The sequence below is a fragment of the Duganella sp. BJB1802 genome (assembly GCF_013369445.1).
GTDB classification, from domain to species: Bacteria; Pseudomonadota; Gammaproteobacteria; order Burkholderiales; family Burkholderiaceae_D; genus Rugamonas; species Rugamonas vulcania_A.
In genome coordinates, this window is the sequence record NZ_JABWEF010000011.1 from 218967 (window position 1) to 243323 (window position 24357).

Annotated in this window: 20 protein-coding genes; 10 read left to right on the forward strand and 10 right to left on the reverse strand. The window is 66.5% G+C overall.

What is annotated here, in order from left to right:
- Entirely contained in the window at positions 1-2070 is a 2070-nt protein-coding gene (locus HUX88_RS18610) for a TonB-dependent siderophore receptor (protein ID WP_176362747.1), read from the reverse strand.
- A gap of 95 nt (positions 2071-2165) precedes the next feature.
- On the opposite strand from HUX88_RS18610, the gene HUX88_RS18615 reads away from it, so the two are divergent.
- The 4 genes from HUX88_RS18615 to HUX88_RS18630 all read left to right on the forward strand — a co-directional run bounded on the left by HUX88_RS18615 (position 2166) and on the right by HUX88_RS18630 (position 7355).
- The gene (locus HUX88_RS18615) at positions 2166-2525 is read left to right on the forward strand and encodes a DUF2946 domain-containing protein (protein WP_117010610.1); all 360 of its coding nucleotides are present in this window, start codon (positions 2166-2168) and stop codon (positions 2523-2525) included.
- A gap of 73 nt (positions 2526-2598) precedes the next feature.
- On the forward strand, positions 2599-4869 hold the full coding sequence (locus HUX88_RS18620) for a TonB-dependent receptor (RefSeq protein ID WP_176362725.1): 2271 nt from the start codon (positions 2599-2601) through the stop codon (positions 4867-4869).
- 105 nt (positions 4870-4974) lie between these two features.
- Positions 4975-6156, forward strand: coding sequence for an NO-inducible flavohemoprotein (gene hmpA / locus HUX88_RS18625; RefSeq protein WP_176362748.1), 1182 nt, complete (start codon positions 4975-4977; stop codon positions 6154-6156).
- Between the two features lie 35 nt (positions 6157-6191).
- Positions 6192-7355 (forward strand): esterase-like activity of phytase family protein, encoded by a 1164-nt coding sequence (locus tag HUX88_RS18630; RefSeq protein WP_176362726.1) that lies wholly within the window; start codon positions 6192-6194, stop codon positions 7353-7355.
- Here the strand turns inward: HUX88_RS18630 and HUX88_RS18635 are convergent.
- Positions 7345-9078, reverse strand: a complete 1734-nt coding sequence (locus HUX88_RS18635) for a bifunctional diguanylate cyclase/phosphodiesterase (protein ID WP_176362727.1) — start codon at positions 9076-9078, stop codon at positions 7345-7347. The genes HUX88_RS18630 and HUX88_RS18635 overlap by 11 nt on opposite strands.
- A gap of 139 nt (positions 9079-9217) precedes the next feature.
- Between HUX88_RS18635 and HUX88_RS18640 the strand changes: the two genes are divergently transcribed.
- Together HUX88_RS18640 and HUX88_RS18645 are read left to right on the forward strand one after the other, a co-directional pair.
- A complete protein-coding gene (locus HUX88_RS18640) occupies positions 9218-9937 on the forward strand; it encodes a helix-turn-helix domain-containing protein (RefSeq protein ID WP_117010472.1) in 720 nt (239 codons plus the stop codon).
- The gene (locus tag HUX88_RS18645) at positions 9934-10599 is read left to right on the forward strand and encodes a Crp/Fnr family transcriptional regulator (RefSeq protein ID WP_117010471.1); all 666 of its coding nucleotides are present in this window, start codon (positions 9934-9936) and stop codon (positions 10597-10599) included. The genes HUX88_RS18640 and HUX88_RS18645 overlap by 4 nt, the downstream gene beginning before the upstream one ends.
- A gap of 7 nt (positions 10600-10606) precedes the next feature.
- Here the strand turns inward: HUX88_RS18645 and HUX88_RS18650 are convergent, their stop codons facing one another.
- The 3 genes from HUX88_RS18650 to HUX88_RS18660 all read right to left on the reverse strand — a co-directional run bounded on the left by HUX88_RS18650 (position 10607) and on the right by HUX88_RS18660 (position 14625).
- Entirely contained in the window at positions 10607-13573 is a 2967-nt protein-coding gene (locus tag HUX88_RS18650; protein ID WP_176362728.1) for a DUF4157 domain-containing protein, read from the reverse strand.
- A 96-nt stretch (positions 13574-13669) separates the two neighbouring features.
- Complete coding sequence (locus HUX88_RS18655; RefSeq protein WP_117010469.1) at positions 13670-13882, reverse strand: 2-hydroxymuconate tautomerase family protein; 213 nt, start codon at positions 13880-13882, stop codon at positions 13670-13672.
- Between the two features lie 11 nt (positions 13883-13893).
- Positions 13894-14625 (reverse strand): SDR family NAD(P)-dependent oxidoreductase, encoded by a 732-nt coding sequence (locus HUX88_RS18660; RefSeq protein ID WP_176362729.1) that lies wholly within the window; start codon positions 14623-14625, stop codon positions 13894-13896.
- A gap of 131 nt (positions 14626-14756) precedes the next feature.
- Between HUX88_RS18660 and HUX88_RS18665 the strand changes: the two genes are divergently transcribed.
- Positions 14757-15671: a LysR family transcriptional regulator gene (locus tag HUX88_RS18665; RefSeq protein ID WP_176362730.1), complete on the forward strand. Its 915-nt coding sequence runs from the start codon at positions 14757-14759 to the stop codon at positions 15669-15671.
- Here HUX88_RS18665 and HUX88_RS18670 read toward each other — a convergent pair.
- Positions 15668-16525, reverse strand: a complete 858-nt coding sequence (locus tag HUX88_RS18670) for a LysR family transcriptional regulator (RefSeq protein WP_176362731.1) — start codon at positions 16523-16525, stop codon at positions 15668-15670. The two genes, HUX88_RS18665 and HUX88_RS18670, sit on opposite strands and share 4 nt — an antisense overlap.
- A gap of 78 nt (positions 16526-16603) precedes the next feature.
- Between HUX88_RS18670 and HUX88_RS18675 the strand changes: the two genes are divergently transcribed.
- Both HUX88_RS18675 and HUX88_RS18680 read left to right on the forward strand, forming a co-directional pair.
- On the forward strand, positions 16604-17995 hold the full coding sequence (locus HUX88_RS18675; RefSeq protein ID WP_176362732.1) for an MFS transporter: 1392 nt from the start codon (positions 16604-16606) through the stop codon (positions 17993-17995).
- A gap of 121 nt (positions 17996-18116) precedes the next feature.
- Positions 18117-18452: a PilZ domain-containing protein gene (locus HUX88_RS18680; RefSeq protein ID WP_176362733.1), complete on the forward strand. Its 336-nt coding sequence runs from the start codon at positions 18117-18119 to the stop codon at positions 18450-18452.
- 4 nt (positions 18453-18456) lie between these two features.
- Here the strand turns inward: HUX88_RS18680 and HUX88_RS18685 are convergent, their stop codons facing one another.
- From HUX88_RS18685 to HUX88_RS18700, 4 genes are all read right to left on the reverse strand, one after another.
- Positions 18457-19869 (reverse strand): PA domain-containing protein, encoded by a 1413-nt coding sequence (locus tag HUX88_RS18685; protein ID WP_176362734.1) that lies wholly within the window; start codon positions 19867-19869, stop codon positions 18457-18459.
- A complete protein-coding gene (locus tag HUX88_RS18690) occupies positions 19866-20897 on the reverse strand; it encodes a choice-of-anchor J domain-containing protein (RefSeq protein ID WP_176362735.1) in 1032 nt (343 codons plus the stop codon). Before HUX88_RS18690 ends, HUX88_RS18685 begins: the two co-directional genes overlap by 4 nt.
- Before the next feature lie 150 nt (positions 20898-21047).
- Positions 21048-21209, reverse strand: coding sequence for a hypothetical protein (locus HUX88_RS18695; protein WP_217916369.1), 162 nt, complete (start codon positions 21207-21209; stop codon positions 21048-21050).
- A gap of 316 nt (positions 21210-21525) precedes the next feature.
- Positions 21526-21915 carry an OsmC family protein gene (locus HUX88_RS18700; RefSeq protein ID WP_161092355.1) on the reverse strand — a complete coding sequence of 130 codons (390 nt, stop codon included), beginning with the start codon at positions 21913-21915 and terminating at the stop codon, positions 21526-21528.
- Positions 21916-22067: 152 nt separating this feature from the next.
- On the opposite strand from HUX88_RS18700, the gene HUX88_RS18705 reads away from it, so the two are divergent.
- The gene (locus tag HUX88_RS18705; RefSeq protein WP_176362737.1) at positions 22068-24311 is read left to right on the forward strand and encodes an outer membrane beta-barrel family protein; all 2244 of its coding nucleotides are present in this window, start codon (positions 22068-22070) and stop codon (positions 24309-24311) included.
- The last annotated feature ends 46 nt before the right edge of the window (positions 24312-24357 follow it).

Below are 24357 nucleotides of genomic sequence, written 5' to 3' on the forward strand. Positions count from 1 at the left end.
TCAGAACCTGGCGCGCAGCTGCACGTAGGCCATGCGCGGCGCGCCCACCATGCGGCCGGCATTGCCGTCGACGTTGCGGGTGTAATAGCGATGGTCGGCGATGTTGTTGACGCCGGCCATCACCTCATAGCCCGGCTTGCCCGGCATCTTCCAGGTCAATTGCGCGTTCCACAGACGGAAGCCCGGCACGATGCCGTTGCTGCCGTTGGCCGCCTCGGCCACCGTGTTGGCGGAGTCCGAATACTGCTTGCTCTGATGCGTGGTCGACAGGTTGGCCGTCCACGCGCCGACGCTGTAGCGCGCGCCCAGCGTGTCCGTGTTGCGCGAGTAGAACGGCACATCCATCCCCGACGATACGCCCGAATCCTGGATCGCCTTGGTGTAGGTGTAGTTCGCGTACACGTTCAGGCCGGCCAGCGCGCCGGCGTCGTCGAAGGTGTAGTCGGCCGCCGTTTCGATGCCGTCGTGATTGGTGGCGCCGATGTTGCGGAACACGGCCGGCACGGTGCCGGGCACCTGCAGGATCTGGTTGTCGAACTTGAGCTTGAAGGCGGTGATTTCGGCGCTGGCCGCGCCGGTCTTCCAGCGCGCGCCCAGTTCGGCCGTCTTCGCCAGTTCCGGCTTGAGCGGATTGGCCGGGGTCTGCGAATTGAGCTGCGTGTTCTGCACCGGCCCGAACGAGGTGGTGTAGTTGGCGAACACGGTCAGCGAACGGTTCAGCAGATAGGCCACGTTCAGCGACGGCAGCGCCTTGTTGTTGTCGCTCTCGAAGACCGACTTGGCGCCGAGGTCGTTGCGCTCGGACGAGATGTGCTCGTAGCGCAGGCCCGGCGTGATGCGCCACGCGCCCACGGCGATGCGGTCGTCGATGTAGACCGCGTGCGCGTCGGTGCTGTTGGTGAAGGTCGAGATCGCGCCCCTGGCGCCGGTGGACACGGTCTGGATGTAGTTGTTGTCGTCGCCCCGCTCGCGCAGGAAGCGGTAGCCGACGGTGACGTCATGCGTCAAGCCGCCGGTGGCGAAGCGCTGCGTGTAGCGCGGCTCCAGGCCCAACACCTCGTAGTTGCGCGGCTGCCAGGTCAGCTGGGTCTTGGACGCGTTGATCAGCGAGCTTTGACGGAAGCTGTCGCTGTAGTAGGCCTTGACCTCGAACTCCTGCGTGGCCGACAAGGTGTTCAGGTAGCCGACATCCGCGCTGCGGCGGTCGCCGCTCCAGAAGTCGGTGGGCCGCGTGTTCTGGAACGGATCGGCGTTGTACTGCGCCACCGTCAGCCCGCCCGGTGTCCGCGAATTGACCTCGTAGTAGGACAGCTTGGCGTTCAGCTCGCTGTGCGGCGTCAGCTGGTAGCGGAACTTCAGCGCCAGGTCGTTGACCTTTTCGGTGCTGCCCGCGCGCCATTCGCTGCCGGCCATGCCCGAGTACAGCACCGCCACGCCCAGGCCGTTGTCCTGCTGGGTGCCGACGAAGGCGCTGTACTGGCGGTTCTGGCCACCCTGCCCGAAGTCGTTGTAGCGGAACGAGGCGTCGCCGCTGACGCCCGGCGCATCCGGGATGGAGCGGCTGCGGAAGTTGATGATGCCGCCGACGTTCTGCGGACCGTAGCGCACCGCGCCGCCGCCGCGCACCACGTCGATCGATTCAATGTTGTTGAGGCTGACCGGCGCGAACGACAGGTGCGGCTGGCCATACGGCGCCACCGCCAGCGGGATCCCGTCCAGCAGCACGGTCGAGCGCGGCGAGTAGCGCCCGGTCAGGCCGCGCACGCCGATGTTGAGCGAGATCGCGCTGCCGGCCGAGCCGGAATTGTCGGTGGACTGCACGCCCGGAATGCGGCGCATCACGTCGCCGATGTCGGCGGCGCCGGTGTTGTCGATGTCTTCCTTCTTCATCACCGTGCGGGCGCCGGCGAAGTTCTTGACGCTGTTCTGCAAACCCGAGCCGAGCCAGCTGCCCGAGACCTGGATCGATTCGATCGGCCCGGCGGCTTCCTGCGCATGGAGGGGAACCGCCAGCAAGGCGACAGCGACGGCAATAAGGGAACGTTGGTATGGAATGGCGGTCAGCGGCATGATGTACAGGAGGGTGCGTTTCAACAATGCAAATGATAACACTTCTCATTCTCAAATGAAAGTACGCGTTTTTTTGGATGCGCTATAATTTGCCCATGTTCAATTTCGCGCGCCGTCGAACGCTGCACATCTGGATCGCCCTGCTGGCCGTCCTGTTCAGCGCGCTCGCGCCGTCGATCTCCAGGGCGATGAGCCCGGCCTCGCCGTTCGGCTACGGCGAGATCTGCTCCACCGACACCGTCAAGAAATCCCCCACCCCGTCCGCCGACCACGCGATGGAGCATTGCCCGTATTGCGCCACGCACGGCGGCACGTACGCGCTGCTGCCGCCGGTCGCGGCCAGCTTCGCCGTCATCGGCGGCCATGACCACTACCCTGCACTGTTCTACAGCGCTCCACGTCCGCTGCACAGCTGGACCGCCGCCAAGCCGCGCGGACCGCCCACCCGTTCCTGATCGTCTGCCGTAACCGCCGCCACCCGCCGCCACAAGCCGCGGAGGCGGCCAACATCCCCACATCAGGAACATCATGAAAACGACCATAACGCCAATGGCGCTGGCGCTGCTTGCCGCCTTCTCCACCCTCGCCTGCGCCCAGGAGGCGCCCATCCACATGCTGGGCACCGTGACCATCGTCGGCAACCGGCCAACGTCGCTGCCGTCGCAGATCCCGACCACCATCGAGGGCATCACGCACCACGACATCGAACAGTCCATCAACGCCACCGACGCCGAGGACGCGCTGAAATACCTGCCCAGCCTCCTGGTGCGCAAGCGCTACATCGGCGACTACAACCACGCCGTGCTGTCCACCCGCGCCTCCGGCACCGGCAACAGCGCGCGCTCGATGGTGTACGCCGACGGCATTTTGCTGTCCAACTATCTCGGCAACGGCGCCTCGTTCGCGCCGCGCTGGGGCATGGTCAGCCCCGAGCAGGTCGAGCGTGTCGATGTGCTGTACGGCCCGTTCTCGGCGGCCTACGGCGGCAACTCGGTGGGCGCGGTGGTCGACTACATGACCCGCATGCCGACCAAGTTCGAGGCCCACGCCAAGCTGTCGCTGACACACCAGCCGTTCAAGCTGTATAACACCAACGACAACTACCAGGGCAAGCAGGCCAGCATCTCGCTGGGCGACCGCCAGGGCGGCTGGTCGTGGTACGTGGACGTCGGCCACACCGACAGCGACGGCCAGCCGCTGACCTTCCCGACCAAGGCGCCGGCCGCCGGCAAGCCAGGCAGCGCGGGCCTTCCCGTCACCGGCGCGGTCGCAGGGCTGGACCGCGGCAACAACCCATGGCTCATCCTCGGCACGGCCACGCAGTACCACACCGTGCAAGACCAGTTCAAGGCCAAGCTGGCCTACGATATTTCACCGACGGTGCGCGCCTCCTACACCTTCGGCCTGTGGCGCAACGATTCGAAAGGCCGTCCGCAAACCTATCTGCGCGACGCCGCCGGCAATCCGGTCTACAGCGGCGCCGTCAACATCGAAGGCCGCAGCTACACGCTGGCGCCGACGGACTTCAACCTGTCGAACGAAGACATCCAGCACGTGATGCACGGCCTGACCGTCAAGTCCCACACCAAGGGCGTGTTCGACTGGGAGATCGCGGCCAGCCTGTACGACTACGACAAGGACGTGCTGCGCGCCGCCACCGTGGCGCTGCCGGCCGCGCTGTCCGGCGGCGCGGGACGCATCGTCAACCAGGGCGGCACCGGCTGGAACACCTTGTCCGGCAAGGGCGTATGGCGTCCGAACGTGGAGCACATCGCGGAATTCGGCTACCAGCGGCAGGCCTACAAACTGGCCAGCGTCGAAAACGCCGCCAGCAACTGGATCGACGGTGCGCCGGGCGAGCGCAACGCCGCCTTCACCGGCAAGACCGAAATCAACAGCCTGTATGCGCAGGACTGCTGGCGCTTCGCGTCCTTGTGGAAGACGGTGCTGGGCGTCCGCTTCGAGCGCTGGACCGCGCACGATGGCGCCACCTCCAACCGCGCCGCGACCGCAGCGCATCCGGAGCGCAGCGAGAACTTCGTGTCGCCGAAAGCCGCGCTGGCATACCAGGCCAGCGACGACTGGGTGCTGAAAGCCTCGCTGGGCCGCGCCGTTCGCATGCCGACGGTGTCCGAGCTTTACCAGGGCGGCATCAACGCCGCCGGCGATTTGATCAACAACGATCCGAACCTGAAGCCCGAAAAATCGTGGACCACCGAGCTGACGGCGGAACGCAAGCTCGCCGCCGGCCTGCTGCGCCTGACCGCCTTCGGCGAGCGCACCCAGGACGCGCTGTACTCGCAGACCAATACGCTGGCCGGCTCCGTGGTCAGCACCGTGCAGAACGTCGACCGCATCAACACCAAGGGCCTGGAAGTGGCCTACACGGCGGACGACGTCTGGGTGCGCGGCCTGACGCTGAACTCCAGCGTCACCTGGACCGATTCGAAGATAGACCGCAACGACAAGTTCCAGGCCAGCGTCGGCAAGTGGCAGCCGCGCATTCCGGAATGGCGCGCAACCGGCGTGGCCACCTACGCGCCGAACGACAAGCTGGCGCTGACGCTGGCCGCGCGCTACAGCGGCAGCCAGTATTCGACGCTCGACAACACGGACCCCAACGGCTTCGCCTACATGGGCGCGAGCAAATACTTCACCACCGATGTGCGCGTCCACTACCGCATCAACCGGCAGTGGAGCGCGGCGGTGGGTATCGATAACCTCAACAACTACAAGTACTGGAACTTCCACCCCTACCCGCAGCGGACCTATGTGGCGGAACTGAAGTTCGATCTGTAAGCCAGTCCCTCCCAGGCGCCGCCGGTTTTCGGTTACGCCTGCGCCGACACTTTAAAGATTCATGTGATATACTTCTTTATGTCGAAACCACACATGGACAGCAAAATGCTCAGCACCGAACAAAAAGCCATCATCAGCGCCACCGTTCCCATTCTCGAACAAGGCGGCGAGACCCTGACCCGTCATTTCTACATGACGCTGTTCCGCGACTTCCCGCAGGTGAAGCCGATCTTCAACCAGGCCAACCAGGCCGACGGCAACCAGCAGCGCGCGCTCGCCAACGCGGTGCTGATGTACGCGAAGAACATCGACCGCCTGGAGCAACTGGGTCCGCTGGTGTCGACCATCGTCAACAAGCACGTGTCGCTGCAGATCCAGCGCGAACACTATCCGATGGTGGGCGCTTCGCTGTTGAAGGCGATCCGCGAAGTGCTGGGCGCGGAAGTCGCCACCGACGCGGTGATCGACGCATGGGGCGCGGCCTATGGGCAGCTGGCCGACATCCTGGCCGGCGCCGAGCAAAGCGTCTACGACAAGAACGCGGCGGCCGAAGGCGGCTGGAGCGGCACGCGCGAATTCAAGGTCGTGTCGAAGACGGCGGAGAGCGATGAAGTCACCTCCTTCGTCCTTCAACCGGCGGACGGCGGCAAGGTCGTCGCGCATGCGCCGGGCCAGTACATCGGCCTGGTGGTCGACGTGAACGGCGAAGAACAGCGCCGCCAGTATTCGCTGTCCGCTGCCAGCAACGGCAGCACCTACCGCATCAGCGTCAAGCGCGAGCCGGGCGGCGCGGTGTCCAATTACCTGCACGACCATGTCGGCATTGGCGACAACCTGAAACTGGTGCCGCCGGCCGGTGACTTCACGCTGGCCGACAGCGACAAGCCGCTGGTGCTGATCAGCGGCGGCGTCGGCATCACGCCAACGCTGGCGATGCTGACGGAAGCGCTGACCACCGGCCGCCGCATCCACTTCATCCACGCGGCGCGCCACGCCAATGTGCACGCCTTCCGCGACCAGGTCGACGCGCTGGCGGCGCAGCACCCGCAACTGCAGCGCTTCTACTGCTACGAAGCGGCCAACGACAGCGGCCCGCAGCCGCACGCCACCGGCTACATCGACCAGCAGCGCTTGAACGCCTGGATGCCGGAGACGCGCGACGTCGAAGCCTACTTCCTCGGCCCGACGCCGTTCATGAAGGCGATCAAGTCGCACCTGCAGGAACTGGGCGTGCCGCAATCGCAGACCTACTACGAGTTCTTTGGCCCCGCCGAAGCACTGGCCTGATCGTCTAAGCGCGTCAGCCGCGCTATACTGCGGCGATGAACACGAATATTTTCTTCACGATGCGGCGCCAGGCCGCATCGCTCATCGCCTGCACATTCATCCTGGCCGCCTGCGCCCCGCTGACCGAGACCAAGGCGCCGCCAACGTCGATAGCAAGCCTTCGCTTCATCGGCGAACAGCGACTGCCCTGGCGCCAGCAATTCCAGAACACCATGGTCGGCGGCCTGTCCGGCATCGACTACGACGCCGCCAGCGGCGAATGGGTGATCATCAGCGACGACCGTTCCGCCAACAACCCCGCCCGCTACTACAGCGCGCGCCTGGCCTACGACGCACAGGCATTCAAGGCCGTCGAACTGACCGGCGTCACTGTCCTGCTGCAGCCGGATGGCAGCACCTACCCATCCAAGGAAGACTACAAGGTTCGCGGCGGTGTCGTGCCGGACCTGGAGACCATCCGTGTCGATCCGCGCGACGGCAGCATCTGGTACGCCAGCGAGGGCGACGTCGGCCTGGGCCTCGATCCCTTCGTGCGCCACGCCACGCGGGATGGCCGCTATCTCTCGACGATGCCGCTGCCGGCCTTGTTCAGCGTCTCGGCGGACCACAAGACCGGGCCGCGCAACAACCTGAGTTTCGAGGGACTGAGCTTCGCGCCGGACGGCGGCACGCTGTGGGTGTCGATGGAAGGCCCGCTGTACCAGGACGGCGAGGCGCCGACGCCCGAACAGGGCGCGGTCAACCGCATCACCCATTTCGCCCGCGACGGCAAGGTGCTGGGGCAGTTCGCCTACCCGCTCGGCGCCATTCCAGCCACGCCCGGCAAGGGCAAGTTCGCCGACAACGGCATTTCGGAAATCGTGGCCTTGAGCGACACGCGGCTGCTGGCGATGGAGCGCTCCGGCGTGCAGGGCGCGGACGGCAAGTACAAGGATTATGTGCGCCTGTTCGAAATCGACACGGACGGCGCATCCGACATCCGGCAACTGCCGTCGCTGCGCGGCGCCAGCTATCAACCGGCGCGCAAGCGGCTGGTGCTCGATGTGAACCAGCTCAAGCTGCCCATCGTCGACAACCTGGAAGGCATGTCCTTCGGCCCCACGCTGGCCAACGGCCACGCAAGCCTGGTGCTGATCTCCGACGACAACTTCGGCAAGAACCAGGTCACGCAGCTGCTGCTGTTCGAAGTCATCCCGTGATCAAGGCCCGCAGCTGCGGCTCCGGCACCGGGCGGCTGTACAGATAGCCCTGGTAACGGCGGCAGCCCAGTTCCTCCAGCAGCACGCGCTGCGCTTCCGTCTCCACGCCCTCGGCGATCACGTCCAGCTGCAGGCTGCGCGCCATCGCGATGATGGTCCGCACGATCACCTGGTCGCTGCTGTCGCTGGCCAGGTCGCGCACGAAGGACTGGTCTATCTTCAGCTGGTTCAGCGGCAGGCGCTTCAGGTATTGCAGCGACGAGTAGCCGGTGCCGAAATCGTCCAACGCGAAACGCACGCCGATCGCCCGCAGCGCGTGCATGCAGGAGATGGTCTCCTCGATCTTCTCCAGCAGCACGCCCTCGGTCAGCTCCAGCTTCAGCAAGCGCGGATCGATGCCGTGGCGCTCCACCGCCGCGCGCACCACATCGCCGAAATCGGGCTGGCGGAACTGCTGCGCGCTGACGTTGATCGCCAGGATCAGCTGCTCCATCCCGCGCACCGACTGCCACTCCTTGATCTGCGCGCAGGCGGCGTTCAGCACCCAGTGGCCTATCGGCAGTATCAGGCCGGTTTCCTCGGCCAGCGGGATGAAGCTTGCTGGCGGCACCCATGAACCATCCGCGCGCCGCCAGCGCAGCAGCGCCTCGGCTCCGCGCGGCTTGCCGTGCAAATCCACCTGCACCTGATAGTGCAGCGCGAACTGATGCCGCTCCATCGCGTGCCGCAAATCGTTTTCCAATTTCGCCCGCTCGCTGATGCGGTCCTGCATCTGCCGGTCGAAGAAGCGCATGCCGTTGCGGCCCGCCTGCTTGGCCTGGTACATCGCGATATCGGCCTGCATCAGCAGTTCATCCGGCTGCGGCGGCTGGCCGTTGTGGAACAAGGTCGCGCCGATGCTCGGCGTGCTGCGGCAGTTGTGGTTTCCCAGTTCGTAGGGCCGGTTCAACGCGGCCAGGATCTTGGCGCCCAGCGATTCGATCTCGCCGGCCGCCTCCTCCGCGCCGCTGCTCAGGCCCTCCACCAGCACCACGAACTCGTCGCCGCCCAGGCGCGCGACGGTGTCGCCCTTGCGCAGGCTCGATTGCAGGCGCTCGGCCACCTGCAACAGCAGCTGGTCGCCGACGTTGTGGCCCAGCGTGTCGTTCAGGGTCTTGAAGTTGTCCAGGTCGATGAACATCAGCGCGCAATAGCGGTCGTGGTGGTTGCTGGCCGATAGCACCTGCCGCAAGCGGTCCAGCAGCAGCCGGCGGTTCGGCAGCTGCGTCAGCGGATCGTAGAAGGCCAGGCTGCGGATTTCATCGTTGGCCGCCTTGCTCAGGGTGATGTCCGTTAGCGAAGCGACATAGTTGGTGATCTCGCCATCCTCGTCGTACACGGCGGTGATGCTCAGGTGTTCGGGATAGACCTCGCCGTTCTTGCGGCGGTTCCAGATCTCCCCCTCCCATTTTCCATCGCGGACAATGGCTGCCCACATCGACGCGTAGAAGCCGGGCACGTGCCGGCCGGAGCTCAGCAGGTTGGGCGTCTGCCCCAGCACCTCCTCCGGGCTGTAGCCGGTGATGCGTACGAAGGCCTGGTTGACCCGCATGATGCGGCCGCGCGCGTCGGTCACCATCATGCCCTGCGCGGCTTCGAACACGGTCGCGGCGAGGCGCAACGCCGCATCGGTATCGGGAGCGGCGATCTGCGCGGGTGCGCGCGCGCTCAAGGTTAGAGTCATGTAGTGCCTTTGGTGCTATCCATCAAGTAAGGGAAGGTTACTGATCCTAATCAAGAAATTAATTGATCTGGATCAAGGAAACGCCAGTTACACATCTCTACCATGATCTCATCGTACAAAAAAGTAAAAGTAGGAAAACATGAGCACCTCAATCGAGCGCAACAACTGCAGCGAATGTGAACACCGGATGATGTGCGTGGGCGCGGCGGCGGGCAACCGCGATGCCAGCCAGCGCATCCGCATCGAGCGCCACGCCGCCCTCTATCAGGCGGGCGACGCGGTCAGCGATCATATCTTCAACATCCGCTCCGGCAGCTTCAAGGTGCTGCGGGCCGCCACCAAGGGACCGGAACAAATCATCGGCTTCGCGCTGGCGCCGGACTTCCTCGGCCTGGATGCGCTGGACCGGCGGGCGCACGCCAACACCGTCATCGCCCTGGAGGACAGCGAGGTGTGCAGCATCAACTGGAACCGGCACGCCTTCGAAGGACGCCGCCGCCCCGTGATGCGCGCCAGCCTGCATGCCTTGCTGAGCCGCGAGATCCGCCGCGAACAGCGCGCCGCCCTCATGCTGCGCAACACCCACGCCGAGCAGCGCATGGCCGACCTGCTGCTGTCGCTGTCGCAGCGCCGCGCCGATTACGGCCACGTGCCGGAACAATTCCGCCTGCCGATGTCGCGCTGCGATATCGCCAGCTACCTGGGCGTCACCGCCGAATGCGTCAGCCGCCTGCTGCTGCTGTTCAAGAAGCGCGCCTTGTTCGAACTGCGCCGGCGCGATATCAAACTGCTCGACATGGACGCGCTGCACCACATGGCGCTCGGCCATGCGGCATCGCCAGGGCTGGTGACGTCATGACATCGTTGGAACTGACCCAGTGGGCGCTCGGCAGCCAGCTGACGCTGGGACGCGGCGAGCAGTTGTTCCGCCAGGGAGAGGAAGTCGGCGGCGCGCTGCACTTCGTGCGCGCCGGCCACCTGAAGCTGTACCAGACCTGCGACGACGGCATGCAGCGCATCATCGAGTTCGCGCGCCCCGGCGACTGGCTGGGCGTCGACACGATCGGCGAGCAATACCGGCACGCGTCCGCCGTGGCGCTGACCGATTGCCAGGTCGACGTGGTGGAGTATCGCCACCTGGCCGAATTGATGGACGAGGAACCGTACAGCTGCGACCTGTTCAGCGCGATGCTGAGTCGCGAGATCGACCGCCAGCAGCTGGCCGCCGCCATCCTGCGCAGCGCCGGCGCCTGCCAGCGCATCGTGATGTTCCTGCTGCAGCGCGCGGGACCGGCGCCGCAAGCGCCGTCGCAGGAGATGCACTCGCCGCTGCCGATGTCGCGCCAGGACATCAGCGACTACCTGGGCCTGACGCCGGCCACGGTCAGCCGCACGCTCAGCGCGCTGAAACGCAACGGCTGGATATCGCTGGGCCAGCGCGGCTTCGTGGTGCAGTGCCGGCCGGCGCTGGAGCAACTGGCGGAGGGCGCGCCGCTGGCCATCGCCGCGCAAGGGGAATGACGGCGCATCACCTGGTCTTGATCCAGCCGCCGCGCTTGCTGAACACGTAGCCACGGCTGATCAGCTCCTGCTCGGTCAATGCGCGCAGCACCGTCATCTTCTTGCCGTTCGGCGCGGTCACTTCCACGTAGCCGAAGCCGCCGCGCTCGATGGCGCCCGCGATGACCTCGCCCTCCGGCGTGGTCGGGTGCTTGAACTCTTCCCGTATGCCGGCGTTCAGCCTCTCCTTCACTTCGCCCGGCGTCAAGCCGGGCTCCTGCTGCACCTTGCGCAACACCTTGTCGTGCACCACGCGGAACTCTTCGATTTCGTCCAGGCGCCGGTCGAAGAACGCCAGGTGTTCGTTGCCGGCGGCTTTTTTGCCGCCGGAGCCGGGCTTCAGCGACACCACCTTCGGTTCCTGCGCCAGGCGCGCGGCGTCACGCGGGTCGCGGCGCACGCCCTTGGTGCGCTGATTGGTCAGCGAGTCCTTGATCTCGCGATTCTCCAGCGCGGTGGCGGCCTTCATGCGCTCGTCGAACGGCACCGGCTTGCCTTGCAGGTCGAACTTGCCGCCCACCGGCTTGATCTCGTCGATGTCGAAGCCGATGTCCTGCGCCAGCGGATCGCCCGCCGGCGCGGTCGAGCCGGAGGTCTTGCCGGGGCGGCGCTTCACCATTTTGGATGGATCGCCGCCTTCCTCCCGGACCCAGTCCATGAACCCTTCGTACTCCTTGTCCAGCGCCTTCTGGTTCGGCGCGTGCTTGCTGGCGATCGCATCGAGCTGTTTCTTCAGCGCGGCCGTGCGCTTCGCCGCCAGCTTGGGATTGGACTTGCGCAGCGCCTGGATCGCCTTCATCTCGGCCTTCATCGGTACGCTGCCGCCGATGATGTCGCCGTAGATGTGCTCCAGCAGCGGGCATGGTTCGGGGCTGCACAGTTCGATCTGGCCTCCTTCGCGCACGCGCAGGTGATGGCCGTCCACCGGCTCGTCGGCCATGATCTTGCCGCGGCCGTCGGCGGGGCCGGGTTTGGCCTGGACGGCCGCATCGGCATGTGGCTTGTCGGCCGGCTTGGGCGTGGCGGCCGGCGGAGTGTCGGCATGTGGCGTGGCGGCCGGCCGGCTGTCGGCACGCGCCTTGGCCGCCGGTGGAGCATCCGCATGTGGCTTGGGCGCAGGAGCCGCGTCCACATGCGCCGCCTTGGCCGCGCCGACGTCGGGTGGCGGCACGGCTTTCCCGGCATGGATGTCGGCCGCGTGCGGCGCCGGCTTGGGCGCGGCTGCGGGCGCGTGGGGCTGCGCCGGTGCGGCTGCGGGCGCATGCGGCGGCGTGGGTGGCGCGGGCGCGTGGACCAGCGCGCCTTCGGTCTTGGCGACGGCGGTGGCTGCCAAATGAGCGGACTCCTTCTCGGCCACGCCAAACAGCTTGCGCAGGAACTTCGACAGCCGGTCCATGACCTTGCCGAACGGTTTCATCAGCGGCTCCAGCACCGGCAGCAGCGGCTTGGACAGGAAGCCAATCACCGCCGCCACCGCTTCCTCGACCGCGCGGATGCCGGCGCCGGCCGCCTGGACAAACTTGCCCACGCCTTCCAGCGTCTTGCCCAGCAAGGTGCCGGCCTTGGCGATGGTGGTCATGCCACGGCCGATGGACGCGATGAAATTACCGATACCATCCGAGAACACCAGCAACACGATCTGCACCACCGCGAAGCCGAGCGCATAGCCCGCCTTGTTGCCGACCCGCCCCCACGGCCCGGACAGCAAAGCCTCGCCCGCCTGCTCCAGCTTCTGATTGGCCCATTGCGCCGGCTGCTTCCAAATGCTGAACTTGGGTTCTTCCTTCTTCTCCTTTTTCTCCCAAGGCTCCTCCAGCGACAGGGCGATGGCCTTGCCGCCGCTCAGGCCGGCGTTGGTGGCCATGTCCTCCATCTTGCCCATCATCGGGCCCTGCGACGAGGCGAACTCCAACAGCGACTTCAGCGTGGCCAGCGGATGACTCTTCATCTCCTGCACCACGGCCCGCATCGGCGCGACGAGCTCGGCTATCGATTGCAGGATCGCGTCCAGCTCGGCCTGCTGGCCGCTCTTGCCGAACAGCGCGCTCTCCGCCAGCTTGGCGGCGAAGTCGCGGCCCTGCTCCATCAGCACAAACAAGGAGAACAGGTCGGTGATCGGACTGACCACGCCCTGGATCACGCCTTGGACGTAGCCGCTCAACAACGCCGGCACATCCTTCAGGGAAAACTCCGACAGATGCTTGCCCAGGCGCTGGCCGGTGCCGCCGTCGGTCCATTGGGTGCGGAACCCCTCGATGGCGCCGCCGATGCCGGCGCCCACCAGCTTCAAGGCCGTCGAGTTCAGGCCAAGGGCGGACAACGCGCCTTCGATGGCCTTCTGCTTCAAAAATTCGGTGGTCGAGTCGTCGGCCTTGCGCTGCACGGACGGCGCGGCGCTGCCCCGCACCTCGAACGGCACGCCGCCGCCGATCGCTTGCGCCGCACGGTCGGCCTCCTGCTCCAGCGCCTCCGGCTGCGCGCCACCGCCGCCGCCCGATTGCTGCACCACGTGCGCCAGCTCGTGCGCCAGCAGATCGCGACCGCTGCCGCCATGCAAGGAACCGACGCCGTCGCCGAGCACGATATGGTCGCCCACCGTGTAGGCATGCGCCCGCACCGCGCGCGCCGACTCGGCCGCAGCCTCGCCGCTGTGGATACGGACGTGGGAAAAGTCGCGCCCGAAGCCGCGCTCCATCGTCGCCCGGCTGGACGGGTCGAGCGCGCGGCCGGGCGAGGCCAGCACGCGGTCGACCGCAGGCGGCACGCCCGGCCCGGCCGGCGGGCCGCTGGGCTTGCGCTGCACCGGCGGCCGCCCGCCCTCGCAGCGCGCGCAGCTGGTGCCGGACGCCGCACACGAACATTTGCGCTGGAGCACACCGCGGGCTGAAGCCGGAGCGGCGCCCTTGGCTGCGGGGGAAACGGAGGCGTGCATCATGGACCTTTCGTCGAAGGTGGCGGGTCCATTTTGGACCCGTTTTAGGCGCCACAATCTCTCAAAAATCCACTCCGCGTGAGCGGAATCAAGCTCCGCTCACACCGCCGACTTGGGACGCCGCCGGCGCATGGTGATGCTCTCGCGGTTCAGGCCCCAGTTGTCGGTTTCCACTTCATCGATGATGACGACGGTGGTGGCCGGATCCTTGCCCAGCACGCGGCTGAGCAAGTCGGTAGCGCCTTCGATCAGCTCCAGCTTCTGGGCCGCCGTTACGCCTTCATTGGTCACGCGGATATTCACGTAGGGCATGGCGCGGCTCCTTACCAGGTGCCGGCGGTGGCGCCGCCGTCGACCGGCAGCACGGCGCCGCTGGTGAAGCCCGATTCGGTCAGGTACAGCACCGCCTCCACCACATCCCGCACGCCACCCATTTCGCCGCTCGGCGACAGCGCCTTCAGGAAGCTTCGCGTGCCCTCGTCCTTGCCGTGCATCGGCGTATCGATGATGCCGGGCGCCACCGCGTTGACCTTGACGTTGGACCCGGCCAGCTCCAGCGCCAGGCCGCGCGTGGCGCTATTCAGGCCGCCCTTGATCAGGATCGGCAGCAGCGCCGGCACCTTGGCGGTCGGCTGCAACGCCAGGCTGGCGGTGATGGTGACGATATGGCCGGAGCGGTTGGCGCCCATGTGCCGCGCCGCTTCCTGCGACGGGTAGAAGAATCCCATCAGGTTGGTGTCGACGATGGACTTCACCTCTTCCTGCGTGTAGTCGGCGACGGGCTTGGCGATGAAGATGCCGGCGTTATTGATCAGCACATCGACCTTGCCGAAGGCGGCGACGGCGCGGGCGAACAACTCGGCGGCGGTGGCCGGATCGGCGATGTCGCCGGCAACGGGCAGGAAGTTCGCCGGATTGCCCCATTGCGCGGCGGCGGTTTGCAGGCGGTCCAGCGAGCGGGCGTTGCCGACCACGTTGTAGCCGCGTTTCAGGTAAGCCTCCGCGATGGCGAAGCCGATACCGCTCGATGCGCCGGTGACGATGACTGTTTTCATGGTGGTACTCCTTCAGGTTCTGGTTGGGGCGTTCAACGACGCCATGCAGACCACTATACTTATGACTCCGGCGTTGATAAATGCGCCGCGATGCAAGATAATTGATACACCATGTAATCAATAAGGCCGCCATGAAGCGCTATTTCGACGACGTCCTGCTGGGCAGCATCGAGCTGTTTTGCTTTGCGGCGGAATTGGGCAGTTTTACCGCGGCGGCCACGGCGGCCGGGGTGACGCCGGCGGCGGTCAGCCGCTCCATCGCCCGGCTGGAGGAACGGCTGGGCGTGCGCCTGTTCGTACGCACCACGCGCCAGATCCGCTTGACGGACGGCGGCCGCGTCTACTTCGAGCAATGCCGGCAGGCGCTCGCTCAACTGACGGACGCGGAGCGCCAGGTCACGGGCGCCCAGGCCAAGCCGGCCGGCGTGCTGCGCATCAGCGCGCCGACGCCCTACGCACATTACCGCCTGCTGCCGCTGCTGGGCGAGTTCCGCAGGAAGTACCCGGAAGTGACGCTCGATATCCACGTCAGCAACCGCAACATCGACTTCGCGGACGAGGGCTACGACCTGGCGATACGCGGGCGCGCGCCGGCCGACTCCAACCTCATCGCGCGCAAACTGGAGGACGCGGAGCTGGTGCTGGCCGCGTCGCCCGCCTACCTGAAGCGCCACGGCAAGCCGCGCAAGCTGGAGGATCTGGACAAGCACGAATGCATCCAGTTCGAGCTGCCCAGCACCGGCAAGCGGGTTCCGTGGCAGTTCATGCAGGATGGCGCGGCGATCGACATGGTCACCAACGGCGGCTTGAGCTGTTCGGAGGACATACTGGGCACCGTCACGCTGGCGCGCGCGGGAGCGGGCCTGACGCACACCTACCGCTTTATCATCGAGCATGACTTGGCGCGCGGCGACCTGGTCGAACTGCTGCCGCAACATGGCGGCACCTCGCGACCCTTCTTCCTGCTGTATCCGCACGCGCGCCACTTGTCGCTGCGGGTCCGCACCTTTGTCGACTTCCTGGTCGAGAAGGTGGCGCGCCGCTAGGCCAGGCTGTCCGCAAAGGCGCTGCGGGCCGGATGGTGCAGCACGTCCTTGCGCCAGACCAGCAGCGTCTCGACGCGGGCGATGTCCGGCGGCAGTTCGTGCTGGCGTATGGTCTTGGCCAGCTTGCGCTGGTTGAGCACCTCCCTGGGCATCAGCGCCACACCCATGCCGGCGGCCACGCAGCCGAGGATCGCCTCGAAGGTGCCGAATTCCGACACGCGCGCCGGCGCCACGCCGCCCTCCGCGAACCACGCCTCCAAACGGCGCCTGTAGGTACAGCCGCTACGGAACACCAGCAGGGTGCGGCGGACCAGGTCCTGCGGCGACGCCACCGGCGGATGGCCGTGGCAGGTGATCAGCACCAGTTCCTCTTCAAACACCGGCTGCTGCGCCAGTTCGGCGTGCGGCACCGGGCCGGCCACCAGCGCCACGTCCAGCCGGTGCTTCAACACACCGTCCAGCAGCTGGTCGGTGGGCGCGGTGTCCAGGATCAGGTCCACTTGCGGATGCTTGCGGTTGAAGGCGGCCAGCACTTGCGGCAGGCGCGCGGCGGCGGTGGTCTCCATCGAACCGATACGCAGCTGGCCGGACGGGCGCTGGTCCAGCTGCACGGCGGCTTGTGCTTCGTCGGCCAGTTGCAGCAGGCGGTCGGCGTAGGCCAGCAGGCGCGTGCCCTCGGCCGTGATCTGCAGCTTGCGGCCGGAGCGATGAAACAGCGGCACGCCCAGCGATTCCTCCAGCTGCGTCAAGCGCGCCGAGACGTTGGACTGCACGCGGTTCAGCCGCGAGGCGGCCAGCGTGACGCTGCCCTCCTCGGCGACCGCCTTGAAAATACGCAGGGCGGAGAGTTCCATAGTCGATTCTTAAAATGAGATAGATGGCTTCATTATTATTCATTTTTTTAAATAGTCAAACCATCCTATAGTTCAGGCATGAAAACCGACCGCGCCATTCTCCTCGCTTGCAGCTTCGCCTTCATCATCGTCCAGCTGGACGTCACCATCGTCAACGTCGCGCTGCCGCAGATCGGCCGCGAACTCGGCGCGGACGTGGCGGCCCTGCAGTGGGTGGTGGACGCCTACACGCTGGGCTTCGCCGTGTTCCTGCTTTCCGCCGGCGCGCTGGGCGACAAGTTCGGCTCGCGCCGCACCTTCCTGACCGGATTCGCGCTGTTCACGGCGGCCTCGCTGGCCTGCGCGATGGCGCCCAACGCCACCGCGCTCAATGTCGGCCGCGCGCTGCAAGGCGTCGGCGCGGCGCTGCTGGTGCCCAGTTCACTCGCCATCCTCAACGCCGCCTACGCCGACGACAAGGCCATGCTGGCCAAGGCCATCGCCTGGTGGACCGCCGCCGGCGGCGTGTCGATCGCGGCCGGGCCGGTGCTGGGCGGGCTGCTGTTGTCGCTGGCCGGCTGGCGCAGCATCTTCTGGGTCAATGTGCCGATCTGCGTGGCCGGCTTCTGGCTCACGCGGCGCGTGGTGCCGGCGCTGGCCGGGCGCGATCCGCATCGCTCGCTGGACCTGGCAGGGCAAGTGCTGGCGGTTGTCGCGCTGACTGGCTTGATCGGCGCCGTGATCGAATTCGAGGCCTTGGGCGGGTCGCACTGGCTGGTGCGTGCCGGCCTGGCCGCCGCCGTGGTGGCGGGAGCGCTGTTCATCCGCGTCGAGGCGCGCAGCCGTTCGCCCATGCTGCCGCTGGGGCTATTCCGCAGCGCGCCCTTCTCCGGCGCGGTGCTGTTCGGCGTGGCGATGAATTTCTCGTACTACGGCGTGATCTTTGTGCTCAGCTTCTACCTGCAAAAGGTGCGCGGCTTCAGCGTGCTGCATGCGGGACTGGTGTTCCTGCCGTTGACGGCCACCTTCATCGTGTCCAACATCGCCAGCGGGTGGATGGCGCCACGCACCGGGCTGCGCACGCCAATGGTGCTCGGCGCCGCGATCGGCGCCAGCGGCTACGCGCTGCTGGGCTGGTTGGGCATATCGAACGACGCCACCTTCCTGCAAATGCTGCCCGGACTGGCGCTGATCCCGGCCGGCATGGGCCTGGCCGTGCCGGCGATGACGACGTCGATCTTGTCCGGCGTGGCACGCGGCCAGGCCGGCACGGCGTCCGCTGTGCTGAACACGGCGCGCCAGGTTGGCGGCGCCCTGGGCGTAGCGACCTTCGGCGCGCTGGTGGCGGCCGACCGTCACGGCCTCATCGGCATGCGGCTGGCGATGGGGATATCGGCCGCGCTGCTGTTGCTGGCGGCGTTGCTGGCGCTGGCGTGCATCCGCCGTCCGGCGCCGGCGCCGCTTCGATCGGTTGCGGACTGTCCTGGATAGTCGGCGGCGACAGGTTGCTGTTGATCGGCGCCGTGCACGCGGTATGTGCGACAGCGCACGCCAGCTTGCAATCGCAGGCGTCCAAATCTGTCATACTGTCGTTTTTTCCTGGCATGAATTGATGGACCCTAGACGAGAACATGTACGACGATTGCTGCAGGTTGACGCGCATATCAGCGACATGGACGGCCAAAACACCGCCGTCACACAGATCATCGACATCTCCCGCATGGGCGTGGCGTTCCTCAGCGACCATGCGCTGCCGCTCGACACCAGTTATGTGATGACCTTCAGCTTTCCCGGCAGCCCGGTCCAGAACAAGGTCACGCTGACGGTGCTGCACAGCGCCCTGATCGGCACGCACGGCCGCTACCGCAACGGGGCGCGCTTCATGACCATCCCCGACGAAGCGGCGGACCTGATCGTCGACTACGTCACCAGCGCGCCCATCAACTAACTTTCTACCAGCCGATATCCCTGAGCAACGGGAACGTCAGGTCGCGCGGCGGCGCCACCTCGTGCGTCAGGTCGCCGTTGATGGACGGCTCCATCAGCTGGTTCGGGAACGCGCTGACGTCGTAGTGCGACACCGACGATCCGGGCTGGTTGGGATCGGGCGCGTACATCAGCACGCGGCCGGCCGCATCGGTGCCGGCGCGTATCGCCAGGTTCACCCCGAGGTTGGCAAACACGCCGGAGTGCGTGCGAGAGCGCGTCGCCAGCGCCGACTTGAGCCGCTTGCCATCGTCCAGCGTGACGCGCACGGCCGGGATCACGATGCTGGTATCGGTGCCGCCCAGGCCGGGCGGCGGCGCGCCGGCCACGTTGTCGGCGATGATGACGCCGATGGCGCCGGCATCCTGAGCGTGCCTGACCTTGACCACGAAGGTGCACGTGCCGCGGTCGATCAGCGCGATGCGGCCCCTGACGGCCAGCGCATTGGCGGGCGATAGCGGATCGCAGGCCAGGCCTTGGCCGGGCGGCGCATCGATCACCGGCATCACCTCGCCGGTCACGCCGGGGCTGGCCAGCGGCGGCCCGAAGCTGGCCGTGCCGACCTGGATGATGCCGGCGACGCTGGCCGGCGCCAACACCGTCAGCACCGGCGTGCCCTGCTGCAGCACCGTGCGCGCGGCCTGGTTGACAATGGCGCCATTCCACGCCAGCTTGCCGGACTTGAGCGCCGACGCCACCCGTTCCGCATCGCTCATGTCCTTCCACAGCTTGCCGGTGCCGGTGTCGAGCAGGAAGTAGTCCCAGATGCTGGGGATGCCGCCCAGCTGTTCGCCGGTCTCCGAATCGGTGTAGGTCTGGAAACCGAATCCATGGCCGAATTCATGTTCCAGCACCGTCACCAAGTCGACCAGCGCGCCGTGATTGTTGTCCAGCCCGAGATAGAACGGCACGCCGGTGAAACAGCCCGGCTGCCCCAGGTTGACGTTGAAGCGGGCGCGGATGTCGGGCGAGTCGGGATCGATGTCCGCACCGAGATACTTGTTGGTTTCCGCCTTGCTGAACCAGGCGTTGGCCACCGGCGCGCCGGCGAAGTCCGAGAACACTTCGAGCGCGCCGGCCGAGCCGAGCACCGCGCCGCCGTCGTTGCACGGCAGCGCCTCCCAGGTGGCGAGGATGCGGATCGGCACGGTGCTGGTCAAGGTGCCGCCCCATTTGCTGGCGGCCGCCTGGAAGGCGTTCAGGCGCTGCGCGCCCAGTGTGGTGCCGGCGTTGCCGCCTACCGGGGCCACGGGCGTGGCGTCGTTGAAGCCGACGCCGTCGGGGTCGCCGTTGACAATGGTGATGGTCGCGGCCGCCCAGGCCAGGGACGAACACAGCAGCGCCACCGCCGCGATGAAGGCTGTCACGGTGCGTTTCATTTTTGTTCTCCCTTGGCATGCGGCGCGATCGAGTATGGGGTTTGCGAATTGTCCAGCACCATGCCGACGCCGCCCTGCGGCGGACGGATCATCCTGGGCGCGGCGGCGCGCGCCTTCGGCCCGGCTGCGCCGGCGCGGATGGCGGCGTCCAGCGCGGCGGCCTGTTCGGGTGTGGGATCGCCCAGCTTGCCGGTGGCGGGGTCTTTGTAGGCCTTGAGTCCGCCGGCGTCCCATCCGGCCGCCGGTTGCGGTGCTGCCTGCCGCGTGACCACGTTCACGTGAGGGAAAGTCATCACACCATCCTCGGGCAGCGCCTGCACTGTCGTTCCCATCAAGGCCAGGCCGGACAACGCCAGCCAGCTGGCCGGCTTGCGTTTGCGGGACACGCCGGCCAGCGCGCACAGGCCGAGCACGACGAGCGCGACGGTGCCTGGCGTGGGTATCGCCGCCGCGTTCACGCTGACGTTGTCGATGCCGATGTAGTCGCCGTTGACGCGGGTATCGTCGACGACGTAACGGAAGGCAAACCGTCCGGTGGCCGGCGCCGCCAGGCCGCCCACCAGCAAGGAACGGTCGAGCCAGCCGGTGTCCGTGGCCGAGTCGAACGCGCCCAGCAGATTGAATCCGCCCAGGCTGGTGCTGGCGCCGTTGGTGCTGAGGTAGACTTCGACCGTGTCGAGGAAGCCCTCGCCGAGCAGGCGCAGGGAAAAGTTCAGCGACTCGCCGTTGGACACGGCCAGCTGCGGCGTCAGCAACCAGTTGCTGATGGCGCCGCCGAAAGTGGCGTTGTTGAGGTTGGCGGCGATATAGGAATCGGCCGCGCCGGTGGCCGCTGGAAACACCGTGGGGACGCCCTGGAACCACGCGGTGCTGCCGGGCGGCGAGCTGTTGTTCACGAACACCCAGCCGTTGGCGGCCAGGGTGCCGACGTCGTTGAAGCCCTCGTTCAGCAACGGCGCGGCGGATGCGGAGACGGTACAACCAGCGGCGACTGCAAGCAGCCCCGCCCAGCGTTTAATCAAGTCCATATCTATCCCCATGAAGAGAAGGTCGAATCGGAAAACTTCGGTGGCACGGCTCAACTTGCCTTGATTAGACCGATGCACGGCTGGTCAGTTCCCGCGTCGGCAAAAAAAATCCGGCGTGGTCGCCGGATGGTGGGAGGGGAAGATTGCCGCTCAGATGGTCGCGGCGTAGTGGCGTGTTTGGTAGGGCAGCAGTTCCTCGACGAACGGCATCAGATCGGCGGAGGCGCCCCATTCGATGGCGCGGACGTCTTTGCATTGATAACCCGTGACTAGCGGCGAGGCCGGCCGGTACGGCTCCAATGATGCGAGCAAATCCAGGGGAGCAAGGCGGCCAAGCTTCGTTATCGCCAGGTCTTCGGGGCAAGGGATCCAAACCGACAAGGGCGCTCACTCGTAACGCGAGCGGAAGCATACTGATGAACAGCGCAACCACCGAACAAATATGCCCTGACCGCATTTGCAGGGACATACCGTTCCGCCAGGCGCTCGCCCAGGTCGCCAAACAGCCGAAGTATTGCCGAGCCAAGAGGAGTCTGCTTCATGTCACGCTCGCTGAAGTTCAAGCACATTCTTGAACGTTCAGCGCCGCGCGCTCTGATATAAGTCAGGTGCGGGGCAAAGCGGACCGTCAGCCGATGGTCGTGTCGATCACCATGCCCGCCTTCAGCGTCAGCGTCACCGGCGTCTTCTCGGCGATTTCGGCCATGCGGGATTTTTGTTCGGCGTCAAGTGCGCCGGTGAAGGACAGCGTGCGCTTGACCATCATCGCGCCGTTCTCGTCGCGCGTCAGCTGCAGGGCGACATCGACCGCGTCCATCGGCCACTGCTTGCGGTCGGCGTACATGCGCAGCGTGATCGCGGTGCACGCGCCCAAGCCGGCCAGCACGAAATCGTACGGCGCCGGGCCCGCGTCGTGGCCGCCGTTGCGCTCCGGCTCGTCGCCGGTCAGCGTATGGCCGCTGACTTCTATCGTGGTTTGGTAACTGTCCTTGCCGATGTGGGCGGTGCCGCGTGCCATATGCTTCTCCTGTGTGAGGCGTCATTTTAGCCGCTCCTCCCGGTGCCAAGTAAAGTATTGTAAATAGCAATTATTACCGCATGAGTTCCAACTAAAATAGCAACCCTTTCAACGACGAACTCGACGGCGCCATCGCACGGGCCCGATTCACCATGCACAAGATCTTCCTGACCGCCTGCCTCGCCGCCCCGCTGACCGCCCTCGCCCAGGACCAGGCCCCGCCCGCCAAACCGGCCGCCAAGCCCACCACCTCGGCCAAGCCGAAGGAAGCGGCGCCGGTGGTGCCGTCGGTCACGGTGGCCGGCGAACGGCCGACCAACCGCATCGACCGCCAGGTGTACGACGTCAAGTCCGACATCAGCAGCACCAACGGCACCGCCGCCGACGCGCTCAACAACGTGCCCTCGGTGGCGGTGGATCCGGACGGCACGGTCACGCTGCGCGGCAGCACCAATGTGCAGATCCTGGTCGACGGCAAGCCGTCCGCCATGCTGCAGGGAGACAACCGCGGCGCCACGCTGCAGGCGATGAACGCCGACGATGTCGAATCGGTCGAGGTGATCAACAACCCCGGCGCGCAGTTCGGCAACGAGGCCGGCGGCGGCCCCATCCTCAACCTGGTGATGCGCCGCAACCGCAAGCCGGGCGGCTTCGCCAACGTCAACGCCAACGGCGGTTACGCCGGCCGCTACAACAGCGCCGCGTCCGGCAGCTACAACGAGGGACCGTGGGGCTTCCAGGGCGGCGTCAACGTGCGCCACGACGGCCGCAACTCCACCGCCGTCGTCAGCCGCGACCGGCTAGACCCGGCCACCGGCGCCTTCGTGCACAGCAGCCAGACCTCGTCCGGCGCGGGCCTGAACGACATGGGCGGCGTCAACGGCACCGTCAGCTACAACCTGGACCAGAACGACACGCTGACCGCCAGCGCGAACTACATGGGGCGCGGCAACGACCAGCGCGGCATCGACCACTACGTCAACGGCGCCACCGCCGGCTTCCCGGCCACCGACTACGTACGCACCACCGCGCGCGACGGCGACGCCAAGAACTTCAGCTGGGGCGGGCGCTACGACCACAAGGGCGCGCTGCCCAACGAGACGCTGAAGATCGACCTGCGCGTATCGGCCTCCGAGAACGACAGCAACAGCGCCTACGCCAACGACTACGCGGCCGGCGGCCTGCCGAACACGCGCGCCAACCAGCGCAACGACAACAGCACCCACATCGTCGACTTCACCGGCGACTACGAGCGGCCGCTGGCCGGCGGCAGCCTCAAGGCGGGCTACAAGGTCGCCACCAACAAGAACAACTTCGACACGCTGTACACCGACATCAATCCGCTGACCCAGGCGGCCATGGTCAATCCGGCGCGCAGCAACCGCTTCGACCTGGAGGAGACCGTGGTGGCGCTGTACGGCTCCTACCAGCTCAAGCTCAATGACCGCTGGGGCGCGCTGGCCGGCCTGCGCACCGAGTACACCGACATGGACATCCACCAGATCACCAGCGGCGTCGAGGCCAAGAACAGCTACACCAATTTGATCCCGAGCTTCTTCGCCACCTACAAGGCGACCGAGACGGCCAACATGCGCTTCGCGTACGCGCGCCGCATCCGCCGTCCGAACGCCAACGACCTCAATCCCTACGTGGTGTACCGCGACGAGTTCAACGTCTCGTCCGGCAATCCGATGCTCAAGCCGACCAAGACCGATTCGTTCGAGGTCGGCTACGAGACCAAGTTCGGCGCGCTGGAGACCAATCTGCGCGGCTACTACCGCAAGGACACCGACGCCATCGTCGACTACCGCACCTTCATCGCCAACAACGTGCTGCTGACCACGCGCCAGAACGGCGAAGGCAGCCACTCGAGCGGATTGGAGTTCACGGTCAGCGGCAAGCTGACGCCGTCGCTGACGCTCAACTCCAGCGGCAACCTGGCGCGCAGCCAGCAGACCACGCAGGACGACAGCGGCGCGCTGGTCACGCGCAGCGCCAACTCTCTGAGCGGGCGCGTGCGGCTGAACTACGCCTACAGCGCCGCCACGCAAGTACAGATGGCCCTGCAAATGCAGGGCAAGACGCTGTCCGGCCAGGGCTACCGCTCGCCGAACCACACCTTCAACCTGAGCGTGCGCCAGGCCGTGACGCCACGCCTGAGCCTGGTCGGCACGGTCACCGACCTGTTCAAGACCAACAAGATGGAGACCGTCATCAACAGCGCCACGCTGCGCGAGACCAGCACGCGCCGCTTCGACGGCCGGGTGTTCTACCTGGGCCTGTCATACCGCCTCGGCGGCCCGGCGAGCGCCGCCGACAACCATACCGAACCCCGCTTCGGCCCGCCGCAAGGCCCCGGCCCAGGCGGCCCCGGCCGCGGCCCTTCGGAAGGCTGAGCCTGCCAAATAAAATTTTGGCCTAGCCTAGAGTCCGCACACAAAA

What these genes read in the sequence shown, in the direction of transcription:
- HUX88_RS18635 (WP_176362727.1), bottom strand. Translation starts at nt 9,078, where the DNA reads ATGACTCTAACCTTGAGCGCGCGCGCACCCGCGCAGATCGCCGCTCCC.
- HUX88_RS18685 (WP_176362734.1), bottom strand. Translation starts at nt 19,869, where the DNA reads ATGAAACGCACCGTGACAGCCTTCATCGCGGCGGTGGCGCTGCTGTGT.
- HUX88_RS18705 (WP_176362737.1), top strand. Translation starts at nt 22,068, where the DNA reads ATGCACAAGATCTTCCTGACCGCCTGCCTCGCCGCCCCGCTGACCGCC.
- HUX88_RS18650 (WP_176362728.1), bottom strand. Translation starts at nt 13,573, where the DNA reads ATGATGCACGCCTCCGTTTCCCCCGCAGCCAAGGGCGCCGCTCCGGCT.
- HUX88_RS18630 (WP_176362726.1), top strand. Translation starts at nt 6,192, where the DNA reads ATGAACACGAATATTTTCTTCACGATGCGGCGCCAGGCCGCATCGCTC.
- HUX88_RS18700 (WP_161092355.1), bottom strand. Translation starts at nt 21,915, where the DNA reads ATGGCACGCGGCACCGCCCACATCGGCAAGGACAGTTACCAAACCACG.
- HUX88_RS18655 (WP_117010469.1), bottom strand. Translation starts at nt 13,882, where the DNA reads ATGCCCTACGTGAATATCCGCGTGACCAATGAAGGCGTAACGGCGGCC.
- HUX88_RS18665 (WP_176362730.1), top strand. Translation starts at nt 14,757, where the DNA reads ATGAAGCGCTATTTCGACGACGTCCTGCTGGGCAGCATCGAGCTGTTT.
- HUX88_RS18620 (WP_176362725.1), top strand. Translation starts at nt 2,599, where the DNA reads ATGAAAACGACCATAACGCCAATGGCGCTGGCGCTGCTTGCCGCCTTC.
- HUX88_RS18660 (WP_176362729.1), bottom strand. Translation starts at nt 14,625, where the DNA reads ATGAAAACAGTCATCGTCACCGGCGCATCGAGCGGTATCGGCTTCGCC.
- HUX88_RS18690 (WP_176362735.1), bottom strand. Translation starts at nt 20,897, where the DNA reads ATGGACTTGATTAAACGCTGGGCGGGGCTGCTTGCAGTCGCCGCTGGT.
- HUX88_RS18680 (WP_176362733.1), top strand. Translation starts at nt 18,117, where the DNA reads ATGGACCCTAGACGAGAACATGTACGACGATTGCTGCAGGTTGACGCG.
- HUX88_RS18675 (WP_176362732.1), top strand. Translation starts at nt 16,604, where the DNA reads ATGAAAACCGACCGCGCCATTCTCCTCGCTTGCAGCTTCGCCTTCATC.
- HUX88_RS18610 (WP_176362747.1), bottom strand. Translation starts at nt 2,070, where the DNA reads ATGCCGCTGACCGCCATTCCATACCAACGTTCCCTTATTGCCGTCGCT.
- HUX88_RS18615 (WP_117010610.1), top strand. Translation starts at nt 2,166, where the DNA reads ATGTTCAATTTCGCGCGCCGTCGAACGCTGCACATCTGGATCGCCCTG.
- hmpA (WP_176362748.1), top strand. Translation starts at nt 4,975, where the DNA reads ATGCTCAGCACCGAACAAAAAGCCATCATCAGCGCCACCGTTCCCATT.
- HUX88_RS18670 (WP_176362731.1), bottom strand. Translation starts at nt 16,525, where the DNA reads ATGGAACTCTCCGCCCTGCGTATTTTCAAGGCGGTCGCCGAGGAGGGC.
- HUX88_RS18645 (WP_117010471.1), top strand. Translation starts at nt 9,934, where the DNA reads ATGACATCGTTGGAACTGACCCAGTGGGCGCTCGGCAGCCAGCTGACG.
- HUX88_RS18640 (WP_117010472.1), top strand. Translation starts at nt 9,218, where the DNA reads ATGAGCACCTCAATCGAGCGCAACAACTGCAGCGAATGTGAACACCGG.